Below are 16,929 nucleotides of genomic sequence, written 5' to 3'. Positions count from 1 at the left end.
TTATTTTGTTATGGTGTCAGGAATGTCCACCCATCCACCAGATACCCGTTTGTGTCGGTGATGGGCCAGAGGTACCAAAAATCCTCCCAGGAGCGCTTGATGTGCAGGCACAGGTTCGGTACGCCTTCCGGGATCGTCAGGGAAAACCACCGAGGCTCATCAATGTTGAGTGTTTCGTCGTACAGGATCTCGTCCGTGACCCAATCCAGAAGCCGTCCGCTGTCATCCCACAGGGGCTCGCCCGTACAGAACCGGATCTGTGTTTCATACCAGCGCCCCACCACCAGCAGCCTGTCCAGTCCATCCGGCTCCAGCTTTGTGACCGGCAGTACCTCCAGCCATGCGGATACATCGTCCGGTGGGTTGGGCCAGTAGAAGGTCAGGCAGTCAGAAGGCTCCTCATACAAAGCCGTCTGCAGCGTTTCCGGCAGGAATGCGTTTACCCGCTGGTAGACCGCCGTGCGGACCGCCGGAGCGCCGTCCGTCTCGTAATGCTCCTGGAGATACAGCGTATCCGGATCGGTCAGCGTGAGAAAGAACTCCGCGCCGGTATCATCGTGAAAGAGCCGGACGCTCCAAAGCTCGTTGGAGAGGCCGTGGAACAGCGGTTCCTCCAGCAGCTCCGTCCGAAGCTCGACTTCCTGCCGGTATTCCGGCTCATCCGTATCCAGAAAGTTCGCGAAGTAATAATCCGCGCTCAGCACATATCCCTCGATGGCGTCGCTCCACCTGCTTTCAAAAACCAGCGTGGAGGCCAGGCCTTCTTCCCGGGCGTTATAGCTCCAGCCCTCCACCTCGCCTGTGGTCATGTGCCATGTCCCATGCAGATTTGCGATGCACAGTTCGCCGCCCGGGCCCGGCCGCTCCGCTTTTTCAAAATAGAACCGGTCCCCATAGAAGGATTCCAAAATGATGCGGCCATCTTCAATGCGGCCACTCATCTCACCATCTTCATCGCCGTCCGAGCTTGTCAGCCGCAGGGTGTGATCCGCGCCGAGCCACCAGGTCCCGTTGCCCAGATAGCTATTAAAGCTGTCGCCCAGGACCTCACGGAATTGCGCCGTTCCGTCCTCATTGAGGAAGAGATCGGCCCACCACCGCTCCGTGGGCATCTGGCTCACCTCTGTGCGGTCAAAGTAATAATCGTAGGACTCGTGCTGTACAGCCGTCCAATAGGTACCGCCCAATGAACTGTCGGAGTTATGGTCGGACGGAGGGGCGGAGGTCGCTGTGTCATCAGGAGACTCGGGCGGCCCTTCTTCTCCGCCGCCGGGGGTGCCGCTGCAGGCCGTCAGGCAGAGCGCCAACAGCAAGACCAGCATAGACTTCCATACTCGTTTCATCTCACTGCACACCTTGACATCATCATTTTCCTGTTTGCAGTTACTTGCATGACGACACCTCTTTTCTTTCTGTTTTTGTTTCTCTGCGCTCTACTATGGTTTCATTTTACCGGGTGCCGCTGTTTTGCGCCCTACCCGCAGCGGGTAGTTTTTCGGACAAAACGCAAAAAAGCGGAGCGGCATTTGCCGCTCCGCTTGGTAAGAATATCCTGTTATTATTCCACATACCGATAGAGGAAGGTGACGATCTGGGCGCGGGTGCAGTTGTTATCCGAACCGAACAGGCCATTGCCGATCCCGCCAGTGATGCCCTTGTTCGCCGCCCATGTGACCGCGTCGGCATACCCCCATTTCAAAATGATCTTTGCCTATCTCAAAGGGATTGCAGACTGGCGGCCAAATAGTCCAGAGATACATCATAAAACACAAAGTCGTCGATCTCGCCTCTACGCTTAGCCTCGATGGCGCGGCTCACAGCCTCCGGCTGTCCTTCGGGGCACATCAGCATGAGCCGGCAGTGGGGCGTGACTTCCCGCAGCCATGCGCACAGGGCCAGACAGAAGTCGATGCCGTGATCGCCGTCCTCGGAGACCTCCAGCAGTGCCCCAGAGGCCAGATGGCTGCGGATGGCCACATCCGCGTTGGCATAGTCCGGCTCATAGCACAGCTGTATTCCCGGGGCGTCCCGCACTTTCGCCATCAGGCCCTGAGCCAGCGATGCCCGCCGCATGATCAGGAGCACAGTTTTCAGCCTCCCCACCTCCCATACCTTCTGTATTACAGATTTATTGTAGAGCTTATTTCGAATTTGCACCCTACCCGCTGCGGGTAGTCTTTTCCCTGAAACAAAAAATCCACCGGCACAAAGCCGGTGGATAGGAAGTGCAATTCTTTAATACAGGGGATTGATCCAGCCGTTGGAGATCATGTAGAAGGCCAGATCCACCGCCTTGGAAAAGCCGGTCTTGCCCAGCATGTTCATCTTGTGATACTTGACGGTGTTTTCGCTGATAAACAGCTCCTGGGCGATCTCTTTGTTGGTCATGTGTCTGCACATCAGCCGGAGTACCTCCATCTCCCGGTCGGTGAGGGGAGCCTCTCCCTGGGGCATGGGAATGGTCCTGGGCTCCGGGAAGCTGCTGCCCCCCGCCATCACCGTCCGGGCTACCTCAAGAAAATCGTGCAGGCTCCGGCTTTTGTAGATAAAGCCGTTGGCCCCGGCGGCCCTGGCCCGGGGGATATAGGTGATCTCGTCAAAGGCGGTCATGATGATGATCTTGACCTCCGGATCTGTTTTGCGGATGGCCTCCACCGCCTTCAGCCCAGAGGCGCCGCCCTCGGTGCAGACATCCATCAGCACCAGTTCCGGATGCAGATGCTTACAGAAATCCAGAGCATAGTCTGCGTTGGGCACTTCGCCCACCACGGAAAAATCTCCCGCCGCCGTCAGCGCCGTGGTCAGCGATTCCCGCATGGAAACGTGATCCTCCACAATCAGAACGTTTGTCATTTCTCCACAGCCTCCTTTGGAACAGACAGTTCGATTCGGAATCGGGGGACAGTATAGAGCTCCATTCTGCCGCCAAGCTGACGGACCCTGCGGCGCATCCCGCCGATGCCGCCGCCCTCCCGGATGGGGCCGGCGGGCGGGATGCCGTTGTCGGTGACCGTCATGCGCCAGCAGTCATTCTGGAAAAAGTGGAACTGGATGCGGGTGGCATACCCGTGGCGCACGGCGTTGGTGACACATTCCACGGCGATCTCGGCAAAACTGTCCGCCACCGCTCCATCCTCCGGCAGCGCGCCCTGGAACTCCACCGACACCTCCATGCCCTGGAAGGTCTCCCGCAGCATCTCCAGACGATGAGCAGGGCTGGGCGTGCGGTCCTCCCGGAGGGCCGTGGGAAGGCTGCGGGCAAAGTCCAGCAGCAGCGACTCATCCATCTGCCGGTCATCCCGCAGCGCCCGGAGCAGCAGGCTGATCCGCTGTCCCAAAAGGTCATGCACCCTCGCCTTGCTTCGGGCGATCTCCTCCGCTTCACAGATGGCCTGTAAATGCGCAATGGTGCTGCGAAGCTCCTGTCCGCGCTGCTCCAGCGCCTGGTTTTGCCGGGCAAGAAAGGTCACTGCGTCCCAATGCTCCGTGACATCATCGGCAGTCAGCAGAAGCATGGTCCGGCGCCCCATGGGGAGCTCATGGGCGGAAAAGCTCCATACAGAGGAATCGGGGAGGCGAAACACCTGCTGCCCACCCAGAACTTCCCGTGCGCAGCCGCCGCACAGCGGGCCGCACTCCAGCAGCCGCTGAAACAGCCTTCCGTCCTGTACCGGCTGCCCCGTCATCTGCCGTGCCAGCTCCTCCATGCTGCGGTTGCACAGCAGGAGCTCCCCCGACCGCCGGAAGAACAGCAGGCCGGTATGCAGGGTATCAATGGCTTCCTTGACGGATACGGAGGAGAGCTGGGTGTAGAGCTCCCGCCGGCGCAGCAGACAGATATGTACGCTGCGCAGCAGGAAGAACGCCATACTCATCAGAAAAAAGACGGGATAGGCGGGCCCTGTGACCGTCTCTGTCAGGGGGAGCAGGACAGCCGCCCCGCCCACGGCAAAAAACGGCCAGATCAGTTCCATCCCCACCGCGGCGGTGGTTCCCAGCACCGCAGTCAGCAAAAACACCGCCTGCCGGACAAGGCCGTAGGCGCTGGGCGCCAAAAAGCCGCAGAACAGCCCATACTGCACCTGTGCAAGAAGGGCGGCGAAGAGGAACAGCACCCCGAGGATGGCGCACTCCATCCCATTTTCCACCCGGCGCACCCAGCCGGTGGGCAGACGTCGGACGCTGTAAGAGATAGCCCTTGTTTGAAACACGATGCACAGGGCGGCCGCCATCACCAATGTGGTCAGCACCCAATGGGGAAACCGGTAAAATTCAGCCACAGGACTCACCTCCCAAGGGCAGCGTCAGGCAGATCCCAACGGCATCGTCCAGATCCTTGCAGGCGATCTGACCGCCCAGCGCGGCAGCCGCCGTCGTCAGTTCCTCCGAAAAGCGCCATTGTCCGGGATCACCGCCCGGAAGAAAGCGGAAAACCAGATGGGCGCCCTCCGGCTCCAGATACCCCAGCAGAGGAGAGGCGTTCTCCCCCAGGGCCCAGGATATGGCTTCAAAGGCAAAGTCGTAGCACAGTGCCGCCCTGCGGATCTCCAGCGCTCCACGCTGCCCGCAGCGGATGAGCAGCTGCAGCCCCGCATAGCGGGCCAGTTCTGCCAGCTCATCCAGATAAATGCTCAATTCCTCTCCGGGCAGTCCATCCCCCTGACGTGCCAGGAAAAACAGATTGCATCTGCGTTTGATATGGCACAGGCAAAGAGTGATATAGGCGGTCAGGTCCCGGGGATGGGGGGGCTCCGGCAGAGCCTCGATCAGCCGTCCCAGCGTCTGGATGCGGCGCTCCATGTCCCGGTCTAGCTGTTCAAACATGGTGCGGTTTGTCTCCGAGGCCAGCAGGCGCTTTTTCACCTCGCTCTCCTCACGCAGCAGGGCGTTGGCCGCCTCCAGACGGGCCTGCACAGCCTGGATCTCCCTGCGCAGCCGGTTGAGCTGGGAGAGGTCCTCCTGCCATACCGCCATACCGCCGTGAATGGGGACTGCGTGAAGCTGGGTGTCGCTGTCCCGCAGCAGCGGATGGGCCATATCCATGGAGATCCTCCGCCAGATGGAGCGGGAGACGGGAGGCGCGCCCCGGGAGGACAGGACGGTGCGGCCCTGCTCATCCAGCAGCGTCAGCCCAATGGGAGTGGCGGTGAACAGGCGCTGATACTGAAGATTGACCGGGATAGACCCCGCGTGGAGGGCCGACTCAAAAAACAGGGCGGACAGCACGCAGATGTTCACGGTAAGATCGCTCTCCCACGCCAGAGGCACCCGCCTGATGTAAGCAGTGATGTAGGCCAGCAATCCCACGCAGAACAGCAGCGGAACCATCCTGCCGGCCCAGTAAGGGCTATACCGCCCCCTGTGGAGCAGCTTCCAGACTGCGCAGGCCAGGAACAGGAGGGATAAAGCCATTACGCCCCAGTATCCCGGACCGTACCGGTAGTCTGAGGCCCAGTCCCCGGCCGAGTCAAAACGAAACACCAGCTGGTGGAGATCGTTTGTGAGTACCAATAGCACAGAGAGGGCATAGCAGGCCAGAGGCGGCCACAGAGGGCGCAGCGGCTTTTTCTCACCCTCCGGATGGTCCAGGATTACGGCCAGATACAGCAGCGTTACCGGAAGGGCAAGCTGAAAGATGTAATAGCCATACCAGCACATCCGGCACAGAAGCCCATCTGCTGTCAACTGATATTTGAACAGGCGCAGCAGCAGCCATCCCACCATCAGCCAGCCCATACCCCCCACTACCCGGCGGACATCCCGGCGGATCATCCGATGGGATACCGTCCCCTTCCACAACAGGATGGCGGCGGCAAGGAGCAGGGCGGATAAAATATGCTCCCGGAGATCTGCTGTGGTATAGCGCCGGATGTGGAGCACCTGCCGGCGCAGGTCCCGGCTGCTGTCCCCGGTCAACTCCAGAAACCAGCCGTAGTCCTCCTCGCTCAGGGTACGGGCCGGCCGGTAATCATCGGGAAAATCAGCCGGTCTCTCTCCGTCCGCCAGGGGCAGCCCTGCTGACAGAAGGGTTTCATCCAGCCCCGGCTCCAGCGTCAGAGGGACATCGGAGAGCAGCCCCATACGGTAGGACAGCGTGCCCTCTGCCGGCACGATGATCTCGTAATTTCCTCCGTTCCGGTTCCACGCAGCAGCCTCGCAGTCCAGACAGATCAGAATAGGGGCATCCGGCGCCTCCAGCCGGAAGTTTCCGTTCTGACCAAGGTGTTCCAGCAGCTCCAGAGCGTCACGCTTGGAGGGCGCCTCCCGGTCCAGCCCGTAGGACAGGGCGCCCAGAGCCAGCATATTGCGGATCACGGAACTGCTGCTGATGCCCACGGGGACTGGACTCTCCCGAAGGCTGTTCCAGCCGGTGACGGCGGCGCCCGTCCGGCTGCGGTCCACCGCCAGGATCACGGTGGCCGTGACATGGGGATACCAATACCGGCCAATGCCCCGCTCAAGCGCCGGGATGGCCTGTACATCAAAGCAGGCCACGGCGCTGCCCCGGCTCACCTCCGCGTAGAGGGTATCCTCTGCCGTCTGAAGGGAATACCCGGGGAGGAAGGGGGCGAGAGCCGCGCTATACGCCTCGGCGCCCTCCGCCGCGGAGATCAGACGGTCCTCTGCGTCCACCGTGCCGCACCCGGCCAGGATCAGGCACAGCAGGAGGAGCGGCAGCCAACGCCCCTTCATGGAGCCACCGGCTCCCCGGACTCCTCCATCCGGCCGGCACACTCCCGGCACAGATCCATCTCATCGCAGATGAGGAAACAGGCGTCGCAGACCAGCCGCCGGCAGATGGGGCATTGGCTGAACCGCTCCCTGGCCTCCTGACCGGCCGCCTGCATGGCCCGCTGCTTCTCCCGCTGATAGATGGCATCATAGAGTTCCTTCTTCTCCCGGTGTTCCGCCGCCTGCAGCGCTTTGGAAAAGGGGATGCTGCTGCTGTACCAAAATTCTCCGCACACCTCGCAGCGGATGGAAAAGCAGAAATACTGGGGCGTGGACCGGTCCTCTAAGCGGCTGGACAAGAGATTTGTCATATTCCGCACCTCCTCGTTTCTACTCCTGTTATAACAGGAGTAAGGGGCGGGAGTATATGGTCCGTCGGATACTTTTTCCCACTTTTTCGCAAAGGTATCCATTGGATAATAGAGAAAGCGCACAAAACCAGTCCTCTGGTTTTGTGCGCTTTGCTGTAATGGAGAAACTTGTCTTAGAAAAGCTCCTGAAGCCTTCCGCAGCGGCGGAGCAGGTCGATGTAGAGCATCAGCTCGTCCCGGGAGGCCACCCCCAGTTTCTCGTAGATGCTCCGGTTGTGCTTGCGGACTGTACTCATGCTGATAAAGGCCAGGTCCGGGATCTCCGCGATCTCATGCCCGTCGATGTAGTAGCGCAGGATATTCCGCTCCGCCTCGGTCAGCAGATCCTTCCGCTCCACAAACTGGTCGAACAGTTCCGTAATGTTGGGAGGAAGCTCTCCCTGCTCCAGCCGCTGATTCCGCGCCCGGGCATTGAGGAACTCCGCCAGCTCATCCAGCTCCGAGATGCCCGAGGACATCCCCTGTTCCGGCCCCTTCGCCTGCTGGAACCGTTTCAGACTGTCGGTGATGGGCCGGACAAATCGCCGGGACAGGAAGAAGGACAGGGCCAGCAGCACCAGGAGCAGTCCCAGGGCCGCAATGATCCAGGTCTGCTGGACGCCGGCTGTGTAGGCGGCATAGCTCTCCTGGGGGATCAGGATGGCAACGGCCCAGACGGTGTCCTCCGGTTTCCCTCTGGAGATGGGTATGGTCTGGTGCAGGCCGATATACCGTCCAGCGCCTGTGTCGTATTCGTTATAGTATCGCCCCTGATGGATGGCCAGAGTCTCCTGACCGTCCAGGTAGGTGCCGTTGACGCTGCCCACCAATCCATCCGGCAGCAGCAGACGGCTGTCCTGGACCGGAGCCAGCACGGTGACAGCGGAGCCGAACTTTCCCTCCAGGGTGGGATAGGAAAACTGGAAATACAGGGCGCTGAGCTCTACCCCGCACACGCCGTACACCGTTCCGTCGCTCCCCACAATGGGGACACTCAGCAGCATAGCGGATTCCCAGGTATCCTTTAGATCGATCCGGCGGGACCAGAAGTAGCGGTCGGCAGGCCTGCTCAGCGGCGCATCCATCAGCTCCCGGCAGCCCGGGATCTGATCGGTGTCAAATTCCAGATTCCATCGGTTGTGCAGTTCCAGATCCTTTTGACGGGCGATGTCCGGGATGCCGCGGAAGTAGACCACTGTGGGTGTGACCGGACTGCTGGCGCTGAGGTTGGAGTAGCGCAGATGGATGCCGCTTCTGGAGTGGTCCGCCCCCTCCAGGCCGGTGTTGGTGGTGGCGTCCAGGATCGCATAGGCGCCATTGCAGTTGGCCGTCTGGAGGGTGGTGCTGATCAGCGGGTACATGACCTCCTGCAGCTTCAGCAGCCGCTCCGGATCATCGTTGACCTCCTGCAGCGAAATGCCCTCCTGTACCAGCGCCCCCTCGATCTCCCGGCTGAGCTCCTTGGAGAGATTCAGGCTCTGGGCGGTCAGATGGTCCAGTTGGCTGGCCAGCGTATCTCCTGTGTTGCTCAGGTGGAGCTCCATTACCTCATGGAGCTGCTCATCATCCCGGGAGAAGGCCCCAGCGATGGACAGCAGAAGGATTACCGCCGCGAAGACCACCAGGATCATGGACACCCAGTAAAGCATCAATTTTCTCTGCATGCCCACGCTTTGCTTTTTGGCAAAGGCGTTCAATGCCCGCAGTTCCTTTAACTTGTTCAGCACGGCGATCCCTCCTCTCCTTGTATTATCGCTCCATGATCTCCCGGAAGGCCTGGAGCCGGTCTGCGCTGATCTGCTCCAGCCCGGTCTCTCCGGCCTCCAGATAATCCTGACGGCCCAGCGCAAGCTGTGCGCGCACCTGGTCTTCCAGTGTGGTTTCCAGGCTCAGGTAGGTCTCCAGTTGGGGCGGCACATAGAATTCGTAGTTTGCCTGGGTATCCAGATACGCCTGATAGAGAGACGCGTACTTGGCGCTCTCCAATCCCTCAATGGCCTTCGGCAGCTCGTTTTCGAAGGCGGCCCGGGTCACCGGCATATAGCCTGCTTGGGTCACAAACTCCACATTGCGTTCCGGTTCGGTCAGCCACTTGAGGAAGGTCACGGCGGCCTGCTCTCGCTCCGGGGTGGATCGCACGGTGCAGAAGCCTACCCCCCTCTGCATGACCAGGTTTTCCCCGTTCTCAAATACCGGACAGGGGCGGGAGATGATGGTGATTTCCTCGGAGGTATTATCCGGGTATGTCACCACATCGCTGTAATAGAGGATACTGGCCGAGGACGCCACACTGACGATGCTGTCACCGGTACGAATGGATTCGGTGGCGTAACCGCTCTTGAGCCAGACGCCTCCCTGAAGCGCGGCCTGCGCCAGCGGTTCCCACGCCGTCTGGAAAGCGGGGCCAAAGGCCAGCTTGTCACCCTGGAAGAAATCCTCGCCCAGGGATTCCGCCCCCACCTGGAAATAGTTGAAATAGTAGTCGTGAACGAACATGGACTTGGCGTCGCCCGGAATATCCGGCGTCTGAGCGTCGGTCCAGTCCGCATAGACCTCTGCTGCCTTGAAAAGCCCCTCCCAGGTGTCCAGATCCTCCAGCGTCACGCCGGTAGCCTGGGAGAAGCGGTCAAAGATGGTCTGGTTAATAAACATGATCTCTGTGGATTTTGCCACGGGAAGGACCACCAGGCGGTCATTGACCGTCCCCTCTTCCACAAAAGCCGGCAGGAAAGCGGACAGTTCTTCCTCGCTGAAGTAGTCCTGATAGTCCACCAGAATGCTGTCATCAGGCAGCGCCATCACAGTCTTGGGATAGGAGCTGAAGATATCGGGCAGTTCCGACGCTCCCGGCTCTCCGTTGGCAGCGGCCAGCACCAGTTCGTGGATGGTATTGCTGTTGGACACAGAGGTAACCTGCACATTGATCTGCTGCTCTTTTCCCACCGTTTGGTTGAACTCATCGATCAGATCGTTGAGCGGCGAATCGGTCTGCCCGCCATAAACGTGCCAGACCGTAATGGTGGTTGGCGTCTCCTCTTTTTTTGATGTACTGGAACACCCCACACAGCAACAAGCCAGCAAGGTGCCTGTCAGCAAAAACGCCGCAATTCTTCGTACCTTCACATCGCATCACCTCGTTTTCATTATATCTGCTGAGGGTAAAAAAAGCCAGTTGAAACAGGATACTTTATTGAATTCATTTCGTGGAGTATCCATTTCAGTTCAGTATAACATGGATTCCATAAACCTGCCCTATCCGCAGCGGGTAGTTTTCATCGTTCAGGTTTTTCTTTTGATATCGTTGCCTTATCCGGGTGGATCAGAGTGATGGGTAGCCCCTTTTTTCTGGCATAGTTGACGGTCATGCCCGTTCCGCTGCGGATAGAACGGTCGTTGTCATAGACTGCCAGTAAGTAGCCTGCACGGTCCACCATATACTCGTTGCGTCTCCGGTAATTGACCGCCGGGGGCGCTTCTTTATTACCCACGATAACCGTTTCCGCACTGTGTCGGATCAGAAAAGACATACGGCTGCGACTGCGATCTTCCCAGTCTGTGTCGTGGCCCTCAAAGGGCAGAGCGATCTTCAGTTGGATCTCGCTATATTCCGGCTGTTCTTTGAGCCGCAGCAATATCTCCCCGGCCCACATATCCACGCCCAGAGCGCCGCCTACCCAAAACTGGCGAAAGCCTTGCTCATAGAGCTGGATCAACTGATCCCGGATGCGTTTCTTGATCCGCTTGCAGCCGTTGTTGTTTTCATCATATTTGAAGCGAAAGCGTGTCGGTCTATGGCCGGTGATGGCACAGGCAAGTCCCCTTGTCATATTGACACCTCACATAACATCGAACAAAATAGTGTTTTAATTATATATTGACGCTTTATAAGCGTCAATAATGCTTTAGGGTTAATTTTAGTATGCGCTGCCTTCGGATAAACTAATTCCGTAAGGTGGTGATAACTCTGGAATGGGATTTTGACTTTTCCGAGCGCATGGAAAACCTGTCTTATGCTATCGGATACTATCGCAAGAAAAAGGGATATTCCCAGGAACAGTTGGCAGAGATCCTTGATATTAGCCGCCAGCATCTCGCGTCCGTTGAAGCGCCCGGCATGAGTCATGGCCTGTCTCTGGATCTGCTGTTTAGGATAGTCACCGTCCTTGAAGTGGAGCCGTATCTGCTGCTGAAATTTCGACTTGAGAAGTAAGATTTTTCATTAAGATGATGATAAGTCTTTTCTCTGACCTAAATCTCTGATAGAGTGAGTCCTTCTGGGTGGTTCACAATGAACCGCTCCTGGGTCCAGCGAATGGGCGCAGTTCTCCCTTGGCGGAAGATTTTGAAATTGCCATTGATTCAGAGAGTGGTTTGTACTACATTTTGGTACAAACCACTCTCTCTTTTATTTCACGGTATAGAGATTGGAGGTGCTGCTCCCATTCGGCCTGTGCCGGGAAGCCTTTTTCAGATAGCCGTGCTGCTCCAGATCGTGCAGCGCCCGCTTGACCGTGGAGCGGGACAGCTTCATGTCCGAGGCAATGGTCTTAATGCCCGGCCAGCACTTTCCCTCGGCATCGGAGCGATCCCGCAGGTACATATAGACCGCCTTCGCTCTGGAGGGAAGCTCAGTGTCGGCGTAAATCGTTCCGAAGTAACTCATCGTTCCTCCTCTCCGAATGTCTTCATTTGCTTTCCTCTTTTTACAGCCCTCTCCTGAGCCGGAGCATGGGCGATGCCGCCCCGGCTGGATACCGCATAGCCGCGGCTTTCGTCCATCTCCTCCGGCTCACTGAGCTGCGGGAGATTCCGCTCCAGATCCACCCGGTTGGCATAGGCCACCGCTCGGTTGGCTCTCTCCGGCACCACATACGGCTCCCCGAAGGTAATGCCCCAGTTTAAGAAGAGTTGGAGCCGGGTCCGCATGGGATGAGTGCCGGTTTTCATGACGATAAAGCTGCCCTTGGGAATGGATTTTAGCTCGTCGGGCGTCAGTAGGGCTCGCTCCATCATCTGCAGGCTCTGGCTGGGATCGTTCTTGCCACGGCTCACCGAGCCGGAGAGGACGGTGCGGCTGCCCAGAGCCTTGGACAGCACCTCCGCAGTCTGGCTGTTGGGGGCGAAGCCGCCGAAGATGGTGTCCTGGCAGTTGTCCTGAATGATCTCGCAGCCCTCCTTTCCATAGTTTTTTTCAAGCTGCGCTAAGGACTGGATGATGGGTACGAGCGTTAACCGGCGAGATCGTCCAGCTGAGAAAAGGGGGAGAATATCAAACGGGGGCATGGTGCCGAATTCGTCACAGAAAAGCACCACCCGGTTTTTCAGCTTGCCGCCGTTCTCATCGGCCACAGCGAACAGCTCCCGGCTCAGGTTCTGGATCATGAGAGCGGCCATGAAGTTCTTGGTTGTGTCTTCTTCCGGCAGGATCAGGAAGATGGCAGACTTCTCCGAAGCAAACTTCTCAGCGTCAATGGCGCTGTCGAAGCACAGGATCTGCTCCAGCTCGCTGTCCAGAAAGGCATTCAAGCGGGACAGCACGGTGGACATGACGGAGGCCATTGCCTGCTCGGCGCTGTTGAGGGCGGCACCGGCAAACCACCTCGCCTTGTGATCCGGCGGCAGTTTTGCCATCAGGAGCTGGAAGTGGCTCTTGCCCTTGACACGGCTGGGCTCCAGCAGATCCTGCACCAGCTTGAACACGGAGACGATATGGCGGCGCTCCTGGGGGTGGCCTTTATCGGGCGGCAGGAACTCGGCAAGCATCAGGATGACCGAAGTGAGCAGACCTTCCGCCGCATCGTAGAAAAAAGCGTTCTGGCCGCGGTTGCTGTCATCACCGTCCGGGTTGACGATGGTCTTGGACAGGATTTTGGCGTATTTCTCGGCCTTGGCGCGGGCCGCAAGATTGTTCGGGTCATTCCGGGCAATGTCCATATACCGGTTGACCAGCGTCAGCAGATTATTGCCATCCGAGCGGGTGGGATTTCGCAGGTCGATAACTGATACATGGTACCCATAGCGTTCTTTGGCAATGGTTCCGTAGTTTCGGGCCAGGTCGCCCTTGCTGTCCAACGCCAGCCAGCTCATGCCGCTGGCGCAGGCGTACTCCAGATTGGGATAGAGAAAATAGGCGGTCTTGCCGATGCCGGAAGCGCCGATCATCAGGCAGTGGATGTCATCGCTGTCCACGAGGGCGGTGAGTTCGCCTTTCTTTCCCTTGCATCCCAGCACCAGCCCCTGCTCCGTGGGCAGGTTCTGGCCGCTGCGCCATTTCTTCACCTCGAAGGGGACATGGGCATAGGTCTGCCGGATCTCTTTGGCTGTGGCCCATCTTGCGGTGCCGTGCTGGCCGTCGCCGACCGTTTTGGATTTGATCCCGCTCAGGGTATAGTAGTGGGACAAGGCGGCCAGACAGCCGATGACCAGAAACATCAGCCCGCCGGCGGCCAACAAAATCAGGACTTGGTGTGGCATGGTTAACCCCTTTCAGGGCACACCACTTCCTGCTCGGTTCCATACTTCTGAATGCGCACATCACTCTTGTTACGGCCTACTTCGGGCGAACAGGAAGTGGTGTGCGTTGTTGTTATTTACTGCATGACTTGTGCGTAGGACGGTTCCTCAGCGGTCAGATCATCATTCCAATCCTTGTGTGCGGGAATGAGCCTTTCCACCGTGTACCTCTCTGCCAGCTGTTCCTTCATGCGCCGGCTGGCCAGATGGCCAGCCTCGTCATTGTCGAGGCAGAGCAGGACCGTATTGATTTGCGGCTGCCGCTCCAGCAGCTTCAGCACCGGCTGAATGGAGGTGCCGCAGCAGGCCACATAGCTGTGGCTCTGCCAGCCCTCCGGATGGAGCGTGATGTAGGAGAGCATATCGATGGGAGCTTCGAACACATAGAGGCTCCCATCTGTGCCGATGTGGTGGAAGCTGTGGCGGGGATCGCAGCCCTCCACATTGAGCCGGAAGGCTTTGCCGAAGCTGTTGGCGCTGCGCTTGTGGGCATGGCGGGGGACGCCGTCTTCATCCGTACCCACGAAAACCGCATTGTGGTAATCGGCGTCTTCATACAGCAGCTTCTCTCTTGCAAAGTGCGCCACAACGCTCCGGTCGATATTCCGGTGCTTGACCAGATAGGCATAGACCCGGCGCATATTGGAATTGGCCGGCGGAAGGACAAAGGGCTTCGGCGGCTCATCTACCCGTTCTTCGGCAGAGGGATAAACCGTTCCCAGCTCGCCTCCCAGAAGCATGGTCACCGCCTCCGGATAGCTGAGGTGATAAAACCGCTGCACGAAGCTGACGGCGTGGCCGCCCCGCTCCTCGGCATGATCGTACCACTCGTTGCCGCGGATGGTGACACTATGGTCACGGGCCAGCCGTTTCTCTCTGCCGGAGGCAAGGAGCTTTTCGCCCCGGCAGCGGAGGAACTCCTCCAGATCAACGGAGGCGGCTCGCTGCTTCTGTTCTTCCGTGAAATGAATGTAAGTCGACATAGGCTCCTCCTGTTACATGGTCTGCTGATAGGATACCTGCTCCTCATGATCATCCGCCTTGTGGCCCATGGCCATCCGCTTTTCCGTCAGCCGCTTGCGCCGTTTGGAATCAATGCGAATCCCTGCCGGATTGCGAGGCGGCATGGAATTGTCCCGGAAGATCCGGCTCATGTGATGGAGCAGCTTGGTTGCCGCCAGCATGACGGACGGATCTCGGAACTGGTCAAAGCGGTCAAGGAAGAATTGAGCATACGCATTGCCCTGGGCAGCGGAGCGGGTGAACCAATCCCTGGCCTGCTCCCGATCCTGTTCCACATCCCGGCCCAGGAGATACAGCTTGCCCAGTGTGTACTGAGCAAACGGGTTTCCTTGTCTGGCGGCGGCAGTCAGGTACTCCAGAGCTCTTCTCACATCCTTCTTTACGGACTCACCGGTGAGACAGAGCTTCCCAAGGCGGTATTGGGCAAACGGATTCCCATGCCCGGCGGCCTTGTCCAGCCAGCGCACCGCCTCATCGGTGCGCTTTTGAGAGAGCAGGAGCTTCCCGAGTGCGTATGCCGAAAAGTCATTTCCGGCCTCTGCGGATAAGCGAAACCAACGCTCCGCTTTTTCATGATCCCGCATGGTGGAGAGATCATCCCGGTAGAACTTTCCCAGTTGATGCGCCGCCACCGTGTATCCTTCCACCCAGAGCTGTTCCAGCACCCGGACGGCTTCGGCGTGTTCCTCATCCAGCGCATAGACATCCTGCAGAACCGTTTTGGCGGCACGATAGCGTCGAGCCTGTTCATATACGCTGCTGGATCGCTGCTCCTCATGTGCCGCCTCCGGCTCCGGCTCATCTTGCATCTTCTCATCTTCAAAAGTCGGGAGGCCGAGGCGGATGTTCTCGGCCTCCCGGATGATATCGTTTTTAATCCGGCGGAACTCTTTCTGCTGAGAGAGCGGGAGATGCTCCCGCGGTGTACGGCTGCCATAGCACTCGTTCAGCTCATCCCGGATCTGATTCCAGGTTTCATAGCACTTTGCTACTTCCGGCTGCCGGGCCAGCTCGTCCACGATGGTGTCCACCAATGCTTTGAGCGGTTTCTTCAGATAGCCATACTGCTTTTTCCCGGTGGTGGTTTCCAGCGCCTGCACCAGCTGGCGCATCTGCTTCTCGATGACAGGGTTGTCGCAGAGCTGATGCTCCATCTTCTGAATCAGCTCCCGCATGGTATCACCGCTTCTGCGGTCAAGAACCTTGATGGTCGTGCCCTCAAATAAATAGTTGGATGCCTTTTCGAAATCAGAGCGGAATCCCTTCCCGTAATTACAGGTCGAATACTGATGAGTCGGCTGATCCTTGACCACGGAATAGTAAGCGTTGGTCTGAACCTCAGTCACCACCCGTACAAGCCCGACCAGGGCAGGGTGCTTGCTATGGCTGGTTGCCACCAACTCTGTCCCGGGGCGGATACATCGTTTCAACTCAGCCAGGTTTTTGATGCGCAGCGGCGCTTTTTGTTCGTTCTTTTGATCCAATCTTCAATCCTCCTGTCTGGTTTGAGGCAATAAAAAAGCGCCGGAGTCTTATTTCTAAAACTCCGGCGCCTGAATATTACATGATCGGTTCCTGGTTGTAGGGTTCCATGGGGTGTTGCTCCTGCTCTCTTATGCGCTCCAGAGCATCGGGAGCTGCAATGGCAATCTGCTCCTGAACGCCCCGTATGCACTTTTCCTGCTCGGCAGTCAAGTCATAACCAGCGTCTAAGGTGTCAGAGCAGCACCGGTAGATTTCGATAAGCTGCTCCTGATTGAAGATTTGCTGTTTGGAAATGAGGCCGGCGCGGATGGCGAAGTCCTGCTTGGCACCTGCATAGTTTTCCTGAAAGTAATTGCCCTGATTGAGACCTGTGCGGTCGAAGCTCCAGTCCCATGTGACGAATTGAACGCCAAGCCGGGTGGGATGGGCAGCCAGCACGGCTCCGTTGAAGTCAGCCAGCAGGCGGTAGTCACCGGTCAGGCTCTGGGCTTGCAGGGGCGGAGCCTGTTCCAGCAGCGTCATGTACTCCCGCACGGTGCAGGCCAGATCGGTGGCTCGCTCACAGGCTCGTTCCCGTTCCGGCGTCGCTACATCCTCCTGCCAGTAGCGAACGCCTCCGTCCGCTGTGATCCGGCAGAGGGGGAGACCATCCCACTCCACAGGAAGCAATTCATCCTGTTCCGGCTGCGGAGTGAATCCCTCACGGTGGAGAGCGGGGTCGTGTCAAGAATTTTTCGCACTTTAGTTCGCAGACTCTGTTATGAATGAAGTCAGCCAGCAATGGAGGCATCCTCAACGGTCGCCTCCAGATGCTTCATGTTCATGT

The 16,929-nt window shown here is 58.4% G+C and carries 16 protein-coding genes; 1 reads left to right on the top strand and 15 read right to left on the bottom strand.

Annotated elements, in window-relative coordinates; translation table 11 throughout:
* Positions 1 to 8 precede the first annotated feature (8 nt).
* The 10 genes from ACTQ34_RS11615 to ACTQ34_RS11570 all read right to left on the bottom strand — a co-directional run bounded on the left by ACTQ34_RS11615 (position 9) and on the right by ACTQ34_RS11570 (position 10,909).
* Positions 9 to 1,343 carry a hypothetical protein gene (locus ACTQ34_RS11615; protein ID WP_441363968.1) on the bottom strand — a complete coding sequence of 445 codons (1,335 nt, stop codon included), beginning with the start codon at positions 1,341 to 1,343 and terminating at the stop codon, positions 9 to 11.
* A 215-nt stretch (positions 1,344 to 1,558) separates the two neighbouring features.
* Complete coding sequence (locus ACTQ34_RS11610) at positions 1,559 to 1,699, bottom strand: S-layer homology domain-containing protein (protein ID WP_441146557.1); 141 nt, start codon at positions 1,697 to 1,699, stop codon at positions 1,559 to 1,561.
* Between the two features lie 17 nt (positions 1,700 to 1,716).
* Complete coding sequence (locus ACTQ34_RS11605; RefSeq protein WP_075705364.1) at positions 1,717 to 2,085, bottom strand: hypothetical protein; 369 nt, start codon at positions 2,083 to 2,085, stop codon at positions 1,717 to 1,719.
* 150 nt (positions 2,086 to 2,235) lie between these two features.
* A complete protein-coding gene (locus tag ACTQ34_RS11600) occupies positions 2,236 to 2,853 on the bottom strand; it encodes a response regulator (RefSeq protein ID WP_441363967.1) in 618 nt (205 codons plus the stop codon).
* Entirely contained in the window at positions 2,850 to 4,280 is a 1,431-nt protein-coding gene (locus ACTQ34_RS11595) for a hypothetical protein (RefSeq protein ID WP_441363966.1), read from the bottom strand. Before ACTQ34_RS11595 ends, ACTQ34_RS11600 begins: the two co-directional genes overlap by 4 nt.
* Complete coding sequence (locus ACTQ34_RS11590) at positions 4,273 to 6,693, bottom strand: histidine kinase N-terminal 7TM domain-containing protein (RefSeq protein WP_441363965.1); 2,421 nt, start codon at positions 6,691 to 6,693, stop codon at positions 4,273 to 4,275. Before ACTQ34_RS11590 ends, ACTQ34_RS11595 begins: the two co-directional genes overlap by 8 nt.
* The gene (locus ACTQ34_RS11585; RefSeq protein ID WP_441363964.1) at positions 6,690 to 7,043 is read right to left on the bottom strand and encodes a hypothetical protein; all 354 of its coding nucleotides are present in this window, start codon (positions 7,041 to 7,043) and stop codon (positions 6,690 to 6,692) included. The genes ACTQ34_RS11590 and ACTQ34_RS11585 overlap by 4 nt, the downstream gene beginning before the upstream one ends.
* Positions 7,044 to 7,216: 173 nt before the next feature.
* Positions 7,217 to 8,809, bottom strand: coding sequence for a response regulator transcription factor (locus tag ACTQ34_RS11580; RefSeq protein WP_441363963.1), 1,593 nt, complete (start codon positions 8,807 to 8,809; stop codon positions 7,217 to 7,219).
* Between the two features lie 22 nt (positions 8,810 to 8,831).
* On the bottom strand, positions 8,832 to 10,205 hold the full coding sequence (locus ACTQ34_RS11575; RefSeq protein WP_325284889.1) for an ABC transporter substrate-binding protein: 1,374 nt from the start codon (positions 10,203 to 10,205) through the stop codon (positions 8,832 to 8,834).
* Between the two features lie 149 nt (positions 10,206 to 10,354).
* Positions 10,355 to 10,909, bottom strand: a complete 555-nt coding sequence (locus tag ACTQ34_RS11570) for an SLOG family protein (protein WP_287879179.1) — start codon at positions 10,907 to 10,909, stop codon at positions 10,355 to 10,357.
* Positions 10,910 to 11,037: 128 nt separating this feature from the next.
* Here ACTQ34_RS11570 and ACTQ34_RS11565 point away from each other — a divergent pair, with 128 nt between their 5' ends.
* Positions 11,038 to 11,292, top strand: a complete 255-nt coding sequence (locus ACTQ34_RS11565; RefSeq protein WP_441363962.1) for a helix-turn-helix domain-containing protein — start codon at positions 11,038 to 11,040, stop codon at positions 11,290 to 11,292.
* Positions 11,293 to 11,487: 195 nt separating this feature from the next.
* On the opposite strand, the gene ACTQ34_RS11560 is transcribed toward ACTQ34_RS11565, so the two are convergent.
* From ACTQ34_RS11560 to ACTQ34_RS11540, 5 genes are all read right to left on the bottom strand, one after another.
* Positions 11,488 to 11,745, bottom strand: coding sequence for a helix-turn-helix domain-containing protein (locus ACTQ34_RS11560; protein WP_006572730.1), 258 nt, complete (start codon positions 11,743 to 11,745; stop codon positions 11,488 to 11,490).
* Complete coding sequence (locus ACTQ34_RS11555; RefSeq protein ID WP_441363961.1) at positions 11,742 to 13,556, bottom strand: type IV secretory system conjugative DNA transfer family protein; 1,815 nt, start codon at positions 13,554 to 13,556, stop codon at positions 11,742 to 11,744. Before ACTQ34_RS11555 ends, ACTQ34_RS11560 begins: the two co-directional genes overlap by 4 nt.
* A 116-nt stretch (positions 13,557 to 13,672) precedes the next feature.
* Positions 13,673 to 14,578: a DUF3991 and toprim domain-containing protein gene (locus ACTQ34_RS11550; RefSeq protein ID WP_441363960.1), complete on the bottom strand. Its 906-nt coding sequence runs from the start codon at positions 14,576 to 14,578 to the stop codon at positions 13,673 to 13,675.
* A 12-nt stretch (positions 14,579 to 14,590) separates the two neighbouring features.
* Positions 14,591 to 16,102: a relaxase MobL gene (gene mobL / locus ACTQ34_RS11545; protein WP_441363959.1), complete on the bottom strand. Its 1,512-nt coding sequence runs from the start codon at positions 16,100 to 16,102 to the stop codon at positions 14,591 to 14,593.
* Between the two features lie 76 nt (positions 16,103 to 16,178).
* A complete protein-coding gene (locus ACTQ34_RS11540) occupies positions 16,179 to 16,763 on the bottom strand; it encodes a hypothetical protein (protein ID WP_441363958.1) in 585 nt (194 codons plus the stop codon).
* Between the last annotated feature and the right edge of the window lie 166 nt (positions 16,764 to 16,929).

It is taken from the genome of Agathobaculum sp. LCP25S3_E8 (assembly GCF_052117165.1).
Classification (GTDB): Bacteria; Bacillota; Clostridia; order Oscillospirales; family Butyricicoccaceae; genus Agathobaculum.
Note: the sequence above shows the minus strand (reverse complement) of the source record. Positions and strands in the feature narration are given on the sequence as shown.

Bases quoted from the DNA above. Each gene is read 5' to 3' on its own strand.
- ACTQ34_RS11615 (WP_441363968.1), bottom strand. From the start codon at position 1,343: ATGAAACGAGTATGGAAGTCTATGCTGGTCTTGCTGTTGGCGCTCTGC.
- ACTQ34_RS11560 (WP_006572730.1), bottom strand. From the start codon at position 11,745: ATGAGTTACTTCGGAACGATTTACGCCGACACTGAGCTTCCCTCCAGA.
- ACTQ34_RS11555 (WP_441363961.1), bottom strand. From the start codon at position 13,556: ATGCCACACCAAGTCCTGATTTTGTTGGCCGCCGGCGGGCTGATGTTT.
- ACTQ34_RS11550 (WP_441363960.1), bottom strand. From the start codon at position 14,578: ATGTCGACTTACATTCATTTCACGGAAGAACAGAAGCAGCGAGCCGCC.
- ACTQ34_RS11585 (WP_441363964.1), bottom strand. From the start codon at position 7,043: ATGACAAATCTCTTGTCCAGCCGCTTAGAGGACCGGTCCACGCCCCAG.
- ACTQ34_RS11570 (WP_287879179.1), bottom strand. From the start codon at position 10,909: ATGACAAGGGGACTTGCCTGTGCCATCACCGGCCATAGACCGACACGC.
- ACTQ34_RS11600 (WP_441363967.1), bottom strand. From the start codon at position 2,853: ATGACAAACGTTCTGATTGTGGAGGATCACGTTTCCATGCGGGAATCG.
- ACTQ34_RS11590 (WP_441363965.1), bottom strand. From the start codon at position 6,693: ATGAAGGGGCGTTGGCTGCCGCTCCTCCTGCTGTGCCTGATCCTGGCC.